The organism is Kribbella sp. NPDC048915, from assembly GCF_040649595.1.
Lineage (GTDB): Bacteria > Actinomycetota > Actinomycetes > Propionibacteriales > Kribbellaceae > Kribbella.
The window spans coordinates 22,567-32,470 of record NZ_JBEZFT010000082.1; the positions used below are offsets into that span (position 1 = coordinate 22,567).

General features: G+C 69.7%; 10 protein-coding genes. 8 read left to right on the forward strand and 2 right to left on the reverse strand.

What is annotated here, in order from left to right:
* Positions 1 to 10 precede the first annotated feature (10 nt).
* The 7 genes from AB0B82_RS29385 to AB0B82_RS29415 all read left to right on the forward strand — a co-directional run bounded on the left by AB0B82_RS29385 (position 11) and on the right by AB0B82_RS29415 (position 6,928).
* A complete protein-coding gene (locus AB0B82_RS29385) occupies positions 11 to 175 on the forward strand; it encodes a CopG family transcriptional regulator (protein ID WP_360175595.1) in 165 nt (54 codons plus the stop codon).
* The gene (locus tag AB0B82_RS29390; RefSeq protein WP_360175598.1) at positions 172 to 807 is read left to right on the forward strand and encodes a VOC family protein; all 636 of its coding nucleotides are present in this window, start codon (positions 172 to 174) and stop codon (positions 805 to 807) included. Before AB0B82_RS29385 ends, AB0B82_RS29390 begins: the two co-directional genes overlap by 4 nt.
* Entirely contained in the window at positions 804 to 1,283 is a 480-nt protein-coding gene (locus tag AB0B82_RS29395; RefSeq protein ID WP_360175601.1) for a GNAT family N-acetyltransferase, read from the forward strand. The genes AB0B82_RS29390 and AB0B82_RS29395 overlap by 4 nt, the downstream gene beginning before the upstream one ends.
* 18 nt (positions 1,284 to 1,301) lie before the next feature.
* Positions 1,302 to 2,570 carry an MFS transporter gene (locus AB0B82_RS29400; protein WP_360175604.1) on the forward strand — a complete coding sequence of 423 codons (1,269 nt, stop codon included), beginning with the start codon at positions 1,302 to 1,304 and terminating at the stop codon, positions 2,568 to 2,570.
* Between the two features lie 82 nt (positions 2,571 to 2,652).
* Positions 2,653 to 3,477, forward strand: coding sequence for a GNAT family N-acetyltransferase (locus AB0B82_RS29405; protein ID WP_360175607.1), 825 nt, complete (start codon positions 2,653 to 2,655; stop codon positions 3,475 to 3,477).
* Between the two features lie 114 nt (positions 3,478 to 3,591).
* On the forward strand, positions 3,592 to 5,355 hold the full coding sequence (locus AB0B82_RS29410) for a proline--tRNA ligase (RefSeq protein WP_360175610.1): 1,764 nt from the start codon (positions 3,592 to 3,594) through the stop codon (positions 5,353 to 5,355).
* Between the two features lie 178 nt (positions 5,356 to 5,533).
* Positions 5,534 to 6,928, forward strand: coding sequence for an FAD-binding oxidoreductase (locus tag AB0B82_RS29415; protein ID WP_360175613.1), 1,395 nt, complete (start codon positions 5,534 to 5,536; stop codon positions 6,926 to 6,928).
* Here AB0B82_RS29415 and AB0B82_RS29420 read toward each other — a convergent pair.
* Positions 6,892 to 8,127 carry a sigma-70 family RNA polymerase sigma factor gene (locus AB0B82_RS29420; protein ID WP_360175616.1) on the reverse strand — a complete coding sequence of 412 codons (1,236 nt, stop codon included), beginning with the start codon at positions 8,125 to 8,127 and terminating at the stop codon, positions 6,892 to 6,894. The genes AB0B82_RS29415 and AB0B82_RS29420 overlap by 37 nt on opposite strands.
* Positions 8,124 to 8,513 carry a YciI family protein gene (locus tag AB0B82_RS29425; RefSeq protein WP_360175619.1) on the reverse strand — a complete coding sequence of 130 codons (390 nt, stop codon included), beginning with the start codon at positions 8,511 to 8,513 and terminating at the stop codon, positions 8,124 to 8,126. The genes AB0B82_RS29420 and AB0B82_RS29425 overlap by 4 nt, the downstream gene beginning before the upstream one ends.
* 148 nt (positions 8,514 to 8,661) lie before the next feature.
* Here AB0B82_RS29425 and AB0B82_RS29430 point away from each other — a divergent pair, with 148 nt between their 5' ends.
* Complete coding sequence (locus tag AB0B82_RS29430) at positions 8,662 to 9,438, forward strand: TSUP family transporter (protein ID WP_360175622.1); 777 nt, start codon at positions 8,662 to 8,664, stop codon at positions 9,436 to 9,438.
* Positions 9,439 to 9,904: the final 466 nt, after the last annotated feature.

Here is a 9,904-nt window from a genome sequence, read left to right on the forward strand (position 1 = left end):
TAATATAGCCATGGCTAACGATGCCGGCAAGAAGGTCCAGTTCAACGTGTACCTGCCGCCCGACCTGGTGCGGCGGGTGAAGCACAAGGCGATCGACGAGGCCACCAGCCTGTCCGCGCTGGTCGAGCAGGCGCTTTCGGAGTACCTGGACAACCATGGGGAGGCCAAGGGATGAACGACGTGGTGATCAGACCGCTGCGGTTCACGGCGGGCGTGGAGGCGATGCGGGCGTTTCTGGAGACGCTCGGGCTGCGGTCGCGGATCGAGTCCGAGCGCGGCGGCTGGGTGGACATGGTGACCGGAAACGGCATGGTTGCGCTGCACGATGCCGCGAGCAGTTCGACCGGCGGGCAGCCCGGCCAGACCACGTTGTCGTTCGAGGCGGACTCGATCGACGAGCTGCGCGAGCCGTTGGAGCAGGCCGGGTTCGCGGACGTGACAGTGTTCGACGAGGCGTACGGGCGGGTGCTGTCGGTGACGGGTCCGGACGGCGTCGTGATCTGGATCGACGAACGCTCCGAGGACCTGTACGGCTACAAGCTGCACGACGCGAAGGCGGACGAGCGCTGGTCGGTCACGCCGTACCTCACGGGAGCCACCGAGCCGCTGTGGCGGCAGTTCCTCGAGGTCCTGGGCGCAGCCCACACCGTCCGCTTCGGTCCGGCAGAGGGTGAGTTCGGCGTCCGCCTCGATCTGACCACGACCGAGCCGATGGACGACGTCCAGCACCGCGCCGGCGGCACCCGCATCGACGCAGACCTCCATATCACCGACCCTGACGGTCAACTCGTCGTGATCCACGGATGATCGCCGTACGCCGGGCCGCGCTCGCGGACGTCGACGCCGTACGGCGGATCGGCCTGGAGACCTGGCCGGTCGCGTACCGGGGACTGATCTCCGACGAGTTCGCCGAACGACTGGCCCACTGGTGGTCGCGTGAGGCCGTCGAACGCGAGATCACCAACGGCATCACCTTCGTCGCGGCGGACGGCGACGACCTGGTGGGCATGGCCGCGCTGGGGATCGAGGACGACCTCTGGGTGCTGGGGAAGCTCTACGTTCTGCCCGGCCAGCAGGGCAAAGGCATCGGACAGGCGCTCATCGACGCCGCGGTGGCCGCGCTGCCGGACGGTACGCCGGAATTGCTGCTGGACGTGCTGATCAACAACGAGAAAGCGATCGCCTTCTACCGCAAGCTGGGGTTCGGCGACGCGGCCAGGACCCCCGGGCGCGATCTCGGCGACGAATTGCGGTGGATGAGCCTTGACCTCCAGCGGGGATGAGGTTGGAGGATGCGCGGCATGACGACGGCGATGCCCGAGCGGTTGCGGGACGATCCGGATTTCCGGCGGTACTGGGCGGCTCGGGCGTTGTCGACGACCGGGTCGATGGTGACCGCGATCGCGCTGCCGGTGCTGGTGTACCGGTTGAGTGGGTCGACGGTGCTCACCGCGTTGGTGACCGCGCTGGAGTCGGCGCCGTACCTGCTGACCGGGCTGTTCGCCGGCGCGTTGGCGGATCGCTGGAACCGGCGGCGGGTGATGGTGATCGCCGACACGGTGAACGCGATTCTCGTCGGCTCGGTGCCGTTGGCCCATTTGCTCGGCGTACTGACCGTGGCGCAGGTGCTGGTGGTCGCGTTCGCCGTTCAGTCGGTGCACACGTTCTTCGACGGAGCCAACTTCGGCGCGCTGCCGGTCCTGGTCGGCCGGGCGCGGGTGGCGCAGGCCAACTCGGCCGTCTGGACGGCGTCGAGCCTGATCGAGCTGTTGGTCCCACCGGCGACCGGACTCCTGCTCGCCGTCCTCAACCCGGCGACGCTGCTGAGCCTCGATGCACTCAGCTTCGCGGCCTCCGCGTTCGCGGTCCGCGGGATCGTCCGCGCGTTGTCCGAGGTCCGCGAGGTGCGCCCACCGCTCCGCCCGCGCGTACTGCTGAACGACATCGGCGAAGGCCTCCGCTACCTGATCAGGCACGCGGGCGTCCGCACGATGACGCTGATCGGCGCCGTCCAGTCCTTCGCCGGCGGCGGGTTCATGGCGCTGATCGTGGTCTGGTGCGACCGCGTCCTGCACATCGGTACGTCGGGACTCCGCTTCGGACTGGTCTGGGGGACGTGGGGGATCGGCGGCCTGATCGCCGCGCTCAGCCTGCCGCGGTTGCTGAAGCGGATGTCGCCTGCGGCGATCACGCTGTACGCGCTGCCGATGTCGGCTCTGATCGGCGTCCTCGCGCCGTTGTCGCCGCACTGGATCGTGGCCGCGCTGGCGTTGCTCGGGTGGGGTTCGGCGTACGTCCTGGTGATCGTGAACGCGGTGTCCTACCGCCAGCAGGTGACCCCGGAGCACCTGCTCGGTCGTGTCAACACCGCCGGCCGGATGCTCTCCTGGGGCGTCGGGTGGACGATCGGCTCGCTCGTCGGCGGCCTGCTCGGCAACGCCTTCGGCGCGCGGACCGGGATGGTGCTGATGGGACTGTTCGGCTGCGTCGGCGTGGTGATCGCGTGGACGTCGCCGCTGCGCCGGATCGCTGCCGGCCACGATCCGCAGGCCGCCGCCGAGACCGTCTGATCCACCCGCGCCGCCGGCAGCGCAACAGTCCGATCCGGCCCCGTTGCGCACCTGGGCGGCCCGGATCGGCTAGGTTCTGCGCGTGGGCGTACGGGTTCTCGGTCCTCGTGACCTCGCGGCGGCGCGCGCGGTCATCGCCCGCGATCCGGTGGTGAATGTCTTCGTCGACAGCCTCGTGCAGGCGTCCGGCCTGGATCCGCGTCGCGGCGCCGAGGTCTGGGGGTACGTCGAGAAAGGCCAGCTCGAGGCGCTGTGCCACGCGGGCGGGAACATGGTCCCGGTCGGGGCGGACGAGGTGGCGCTGCGCGCGTTCGCGGCGTACGCGCTGCGCCGGGGCCGAAACTGCTTCCAGATCCTCGGCCAGGCGCACGCGGTCGAGCAGCTGTGGCGGATCCTCGAGCCGCACTGGGGACCGGCCCGCGAGGTGCGTGACGACCAGCCGTTCATGGTGATCGAGGGACCGCCCGCGATCACCCCGGACCCGCTGGTGCGGGCCGTGGAGCCGGTCGAGCTGCCGATTCTGTACCCGGCGTGCGTCGCGATGTACACCGAGGAGGTCGGCGTACCGCCGCAGACCGGTCCGGACGGGACGTTCTACCGGTCCCGGGTCGCCGAGCTGATCCGCCTCGGGCGAGCGTTCGCGCGGATCGAGAACGGACGGGTCGTGTTCAAGGCCGAGGTCGGCTCGGTCGGGACCGGCGTGTGCCAGATCCAGGGCGTCTGGGTGGACCCGGAGTACCGCGGGCGCGGGCTGGCCGCGCCCGGGATGGCCGCGGTGGTCGAGCTGGCCCGGCAGATCGCGCCGGTCGTCACGCTGTACGTCAACGCGTTCAACACCCCGGCGCGGGCGGCCTACGAACGGGTCGGCTTCCGCACGATCGAGACGTTCGCGACGATTCTCTTCTGACGCCTCACCCTCGGTAAGCTCCTGTGGATATCGCGGTGAGAGCATCACCGCCGGGCGGATATCCTCTGTGAGGTCCGTTGTTCCATCCATTTCGTGTCAGGCTTGGAGACTGCCGTGATTTTGCGTATGTCGTCGTTGTTCCTCCGCACCCTTCGCGAGGACCCGGCGGACGCTGAGGTCCCGAGCCACAAGCTGCTCGTCCGGGCCGGCTACATCCGCCGGACGGCGCCCGGTATCTACACCTGGCTGCCGCTCGGGCTGCGGGTGCTGCGCAAGGTCGAGCAGATCGTCCGCGAGGAGATGGACGCGATCGGCGCGCAGGAGCTGGTCTTCCCGGCGCTGCTGCCGCGCGAGCCCTACGAGGCCACCGGCCGCTGGACGGAGTACGGTCCGAACCTGTTCCGGCTGAAGGACCGCAAGGGCGCCGACATGCTGCTCGGCCCGACCCACGAGGAGATGTTCACCCTCGTGGTCAAGGACCTGTACTCGTCGTACAAGGACCTGCCGCTGTCGATCTACCAGATCCAGAACAAGTACCGCGACGAGGCCCGGCCGCGGGCCGGTGTGCTGCGCGGGCGCGAGTTCGTGATGAAGGACTCCTACTCGTTCGACATCGACGACGAGGGCCTGGAGAGGTCGTACGACCTGCACCGCCAGGCGTACATCAAGATCTTCGACCGGCTCGGCTTCGACTACGTGATCGTCAAGGCGATGTCCGGCGCGATGGGCGGTTCACGGTCCGAGGAGTTCCTCGCGATCGCGGAGAACGGCGAGGACACCTTCGTCCGCTCACCGGGCGGGTACGCCGCGAACGTCGAGGCCGTCGAGGTGCCGCAGGCGGAGCCGGTCGACTTCTCCGCCGTACCGGCCGCCGAGGTCGTGGACACCCCCGACACCCCGACCATCGAGACGCTGGTCGATGCGCTGAACGCGAAGCACCCGCGGACCGACGGCCGCGAGTGGACCGCCGCGGACACGCTGAAGAACGTGCTCGTCATGGTCGTGCACCCGGACGGCAGCCGCGAGCCGCTCGCGATCGGCGTCCCCGGCGACCGGGCGATCGACGAGAAGCGGCTCGGCGCGCAGCTCGAGCCGGCCGAGGTGGTCGCCTTCGAGGAGGTGGACTTCGAGAAGTACCCGTCGCTGGCGCGTGGGTACATCGGCCCCGGCGTGCTCGGCAAGGAGAACACCTCCGGCATCCGGTACCTGCTCGACCCGCGGGTGGCCGAGGGCTCCGCCTGGGTCACCGGCGCGGACAAGGCCGGCTTCCACGTGATCAACCTGGTCCACGGGCGCGACTTCACCGCGGACGGGACGATCCAGGCCGCCGAGGTGCGCGACGGCGACCCGGCGCCGGACGGCTCGGGTCCGCTGGAGACCGCGCGCGGGATCGAGATGGGCCACATCTTCCAGCTCGGCCGCAAGTACGCCGATGCGCTCGACCTCAAGGTCCTCGACCAGAACGGCAAGCTCGTCACGGTCACCATGGGGTCGTACGGCGTCGGCGTCACCCGCGCGGTCGCGGCGATCGCCGAGGGCAACCACGACGAGCTCGGCCTGGTCTGGCCGCGCGAGATTTCCCCGGCCGACGTCCACCTGGTTGCCACCGGCAAGGACCAGGAGGTGTTCGTGAAGGCCGCCGAGCTCGCCGCGGAGCTCGAGGCCCGGGGCCTGAGCGTCATTTACGACGACCGCGAGAAGGTGTCGCCGGGCGTGAAGTTCAAGGACGCCGAGCTGATCGGCGTGCCGACCATCGCGGTGGTCGGCAAGGGTCTCGCCGACGGCACGATCGAGGTCAAGGACCGCCGCTCCGGCGAGCGCGCCGACATCGGAGTCGCCGAGGTCGTCGACCACCTGGTTCGCACGGTCCGCGGTTGACTGCACCTGCATGCGCTGACCGTCACGTAGTACCGCTGAGCCGGCCCGTTCCCACAACAGGGGAGCGGGCCGGTTCAGATTTTCCGGAACTTTCTCGCCGACGATGTCGAGGACCGCCGTTCCGCTCCGATCCCAGGGCGAGGCGCCAGAGGGGGCGCCGTGAAGTCAGGGAGAGAGCATGACGGAATCTGTACTGGTCAGCGGGGGAATCGACACACTGCGCCGCGCCGTCACCGGTGAGGTGCTCGTGGACGGCGATCAGGGGTACGCCGACGCCGGCCGCGTGATCATGGCCGAAGGTAGCCCGCGGGTGATCGTGCGGTGCACGGGCGCGGCCGATGTCGTCGCGGCGCTGCAGTACGCCGAGGCGAACGACCTGCCGATCGCGGTCCGCAGCGGGGGCCACCACGCGGCCGGATTCGGCACGAACGACGGCGGCGTACTCATCGACGTCCGGCCGATGAACGAGGTCCGCCTGCTGCCCGACAACATCGTCCGGGTCGGCACCGGCGCGGTCTGGGGCCGCGTCGCCGAGCGGCTCGGAAAAGCGGGGCTGGCGATCTCGTCCGGCGACACGGCCGGTGTCGGCGTCGGCGGGCTGATGGCCGGCGGTGGGATCGGCTGGATGGTGCGCAAGCACGGTCTCGCGATCGACAACGTGGTGGCCGCCGAGTTGGTCACCGCGGACGGTTCGGTGCGGCGAGTGGACGCCGAGCAGGATCCGGAGCTGTTCTGGGGGCTGCGGGGTGCCGCGGGCAGCCTCGGCGTGGTCACGTCGTACGACATCGCCGCGACCGAGCGATCCACGGTGCATTTCGGCGCCCTGCTGTACCCGTGGACCCAGGCGGCGCAGGTGATCGCGGGCTGGGCGGAGTACCAGCGGACCGCGCCGGAGGAGCTCACGTCGTCGCTGCAACTGGCGCCGACGATGATGGCCGACGGCCAGGTGCCGGTGGCGATCACGGTGTGCGTCACCGGCGACCCCGCGCACCGCGACGCGATCATCGAGCCGCTGCGGCACCTGGGCAATCTGCTGACCGACAAGGTGACGGAGGTTCCGTACGCCGACGTGTTCGAGCGGATGGAGATGCCCGCGGACTGGCGGCCGCGGATCCGCAACGGCTTCTTCGACGCGATCGGCGACGGCCTCAGCGACCGCCTGCTCGAGGCCCGTAAGCGGATCCCCGGGATGGCGGTCGAGATCCGCGCGCTCGGCGGAGCCTTCGGTTCGATGCCCGCGGACGCGACCGCGTTCGCCCACCGCGACGCCCGGTTCATGGTGAACTCGATCGTCGTCGGATCACCCGAGCAACAGGGGTCACAGCCCGAGGACTTCGATGCGCTGTGGAGCACGCTGCGGCCGACGGGTGCGTACGTGAACTTCCTGTCGCACCCGACCGACGCGGACCTCGAACTCTGCTATCCGAAGGCGCATCGCGCCCGGCTGGCCAAGCTCAAGCAGCAGGTGGATCCGGGGCACGTGTTCCGCAGCCCGCTGAGCGTGCCGCCGCGACCCGAGTGGACCGGCGGACGCCGTCACTTGATGAGGTGGGCGATGCGGTCGCGCAGATAGTTCTGCTCGGCGGTGTTCCTGGTCCGCTCCAGCGCCGCGAGGTAGTTGGAGCGGGCCAGATCCGGGCGGCCGGCAAGCTCGTGCAGGTGGGCGAGGACGGACAGCCTACGGTGATGGTCGCCGAGGTACCGGTCGTCGGCCAGACCCTCGACGATCGCGATGCCGGCCTCCGGCCCCTCGGTCATCGCGACAGCGACGGCCGATCCGAGCGTCACCATCGGACTCGGGTCGAGCGTGCGGAGCACGCGGTACAGCCCGGCGATCTGTTCCCAGTCGGTGGTCTCGACCGAGTCGGCTTCGCTGTGGACGGCGGCGATCGCGGCCTCGAGCTGGTACGGGCCGACGGCGCCGGAGCGCAGCGTCTCCTCGACCAGCCGGGTGCCTTCGGCGATCTCGTCGGCGTACCAGCGGGTGCGGTCCTGCCGGTCGGCCGGAATCAGTGAGCCGCCGGGTCCGGTGCGGGCGTCGCGGCGCGCGTGGGTGAGGATCATCAACGCCAGCAGTCCGGCCACCTCGCCCGGTCCGCCGACCGCGTCGTACAACAGGCGGGTGATGCGGAGCGCTTCCTCGGCGAGGTCGACGCGCTGCAACGAGTCGCCGGCGCTGGCGGTGTGACCTTCGTTGAAGATCAGGTACAGGACCTGCAGTACGGCGCGTAGGCGCTCGTCGTACTCCTCGGCGGTGGGGAGCTCGAAGGGGGCGCCCGCGATCGTCTTCTTGGCCCGGCTGATGCGCTGCGCCACGGTCGTCTCACTGACCAGGAGCGCGGCCGCAACCTCGGCCGTGGTGAGACCGCCGACGGACCGCAGCGTGAGCGCGATCTGCGACGCGGGTGTCAGCGCCGGGTGGCAACACAGCACAAGCAACCGGACGGTGTCGTCGGAGTCCTCGTGGTAGTCGTCCGGATCGGGGTCCGAGGCGCGCAGGAAGTCGTTCAATTCGCGCCGCCGGCGGGCGTTGTCGCGTCGCCAGCCGTCCATCAACCGGCGGGTCGCGACGCTGATCAGCCAACCGACCGGATGCTCGGGTACGCCGTTCGCGCGCCACTGCACGAACGCCTCGAGCAGCGCCTCCTGGACCGCATCCTCGCATTGGTCGAACACGTCGTACCGCCGAACCAGCGCGGCGAGCGCCCGCGGCGCCGCGGCCCGGATCGCCGCCTCCAGCTCCGGCCCGTTCGACCCGCCCGACCGCGTCACAGCTGGTCGAGCTGCGCGAGGAACTCGTCGTGGTCGAACCGGATCTCACGGATCTCGACCCGCCGGTACTTCACCAGCGGGATCAGCGCCGCGAGCTCGAGGGCGCGCTGCGGCGTAGCGCAGTCCACCACCAAGGCACCGGCCAGGAACTCCTTGGTCTCGAGCAACGGGCGGTCCGAGACAACCGGTGTGCCGGCAACCAGCTGCAGATCCTTGGTCTCGGCGGGCTCGGTGAGCGTGAGCACGGTCACCAGCTCGCCGGTCTGGAGTAGTTCGCGGGCGACCGTGGCGATTTGCTCCCGGCCGCCGGAGAGCTCTTCGAGTTGGTCCTCGGTCAGGCCTTCGAGCGCCTCGAGGTTGTTGTGGATCAGCATCAGGAACTTCACCCGGCCATTCTCCCGGACCGAGTGTCAGACGACACACTGCCGGGGCTGAATCCCGTGGTTCGGCGTGGGCTGTCTCTCACTCCCGGCGGTAAGGGTTGAGCGGTACGACGCCCTTACCGGATCATCAATGCCGTGAGGACGTGCCACAGTGCCTGATGTTTCGCTGCTGACCCTGCTGTTCCTGGTGATCGCCGCCTTCGCGGCCGGCTGGATCGACGCCGTCGTGGGTGGCGGCGGGCTGCTGCAGCTACCCGTGATGCTGCTCGGGCTGCCGAACGCGTCCCCGGCGCAGATCCTGTCCACCAACAAGATCTCGTCACTGTGCGGTACGGCGACCAGCGCGGTCACGTTCGGCGTCAAGGTCCGCCCGGACCGCAAGACCGTACTGCCGCTGGCGATCCTGGCCGGGCTCGGCGCCGCGGCCGGAGCGCTGGTGGCGACGAAGATCCCGATGTCATGGTTCAAGCCGATCGTGCTGGTGCTGCTGGTGCTGGTCGCGATCTACACCGCGATGAAGCCGTCGCTCGGCGCCCGGACCGCGCTGCGGTTCGACGGCCGCGACCACTATCTCGCGGCCAGTGGCGTCGGTGTGCTGATCGGCTTCTACGACGGCGCGGTCGGGCCGGGGACCGGCTCGTTCCTGATCTTCGCGCTGGTCGGCCTGCTCGGGTACAACTTCCTGCAGGCGAGCGCGAAGGCGAAGATCGCCAACGTGGCCACGAACCTGGGCGCGATCGCGGTGTTCGCGGTACACGGCGCGCCACTGTGGGCGCTCGGCCTGATGATGGGGGCGGCCAACATGGTCGGCGGCCTGCTCGGCGCGCGAACGGCCGTCGCCCGCGGCAGCCGGTTCGTCCGCATCGTCTTCCTGATCGTCGTCTCCGCCCTCATCCTGCGACTGGCGTACGACGTCTTCCGCGGCTGATCGTGCAGCACACCCTCGGCGCACCTCGCGCACTTCGGTGTACCTCGCGCACCTCGCGCACCTCGCGCAACTCGGCGCACCTCGGCGGCCCGGTGATCGTCGCCCGGTCGAGCCCTGGGACACGCCGTCCGTGCGCACCCTGTGTCGACATCGAGACGATGGGGATGGCCCGCAACCCAGTTCGAACGCACGCGACCAACCTCCCAACTCGAGTGGATAACCGTTCGCGTTAGGGGTTCTTCGTTGGCACACGAGCGAAGAACCCCCAAGACGCGCGGTGATCCGCTCGCGTGCCGAGTGTGCGACGGGTTCGGGTGCCCGAGTAAGCGCCCCCGCTGGACGACCGCGCGCGTCCGTTCCCGCGCGGTGGGTTTACCCACCGTGTTGTGGGTTCCTGACCCGTGTGAAGGGTACGGAACCCACAACACGATGGGTGAACCCACTGTGTGGCGGAAACCCGGAAACC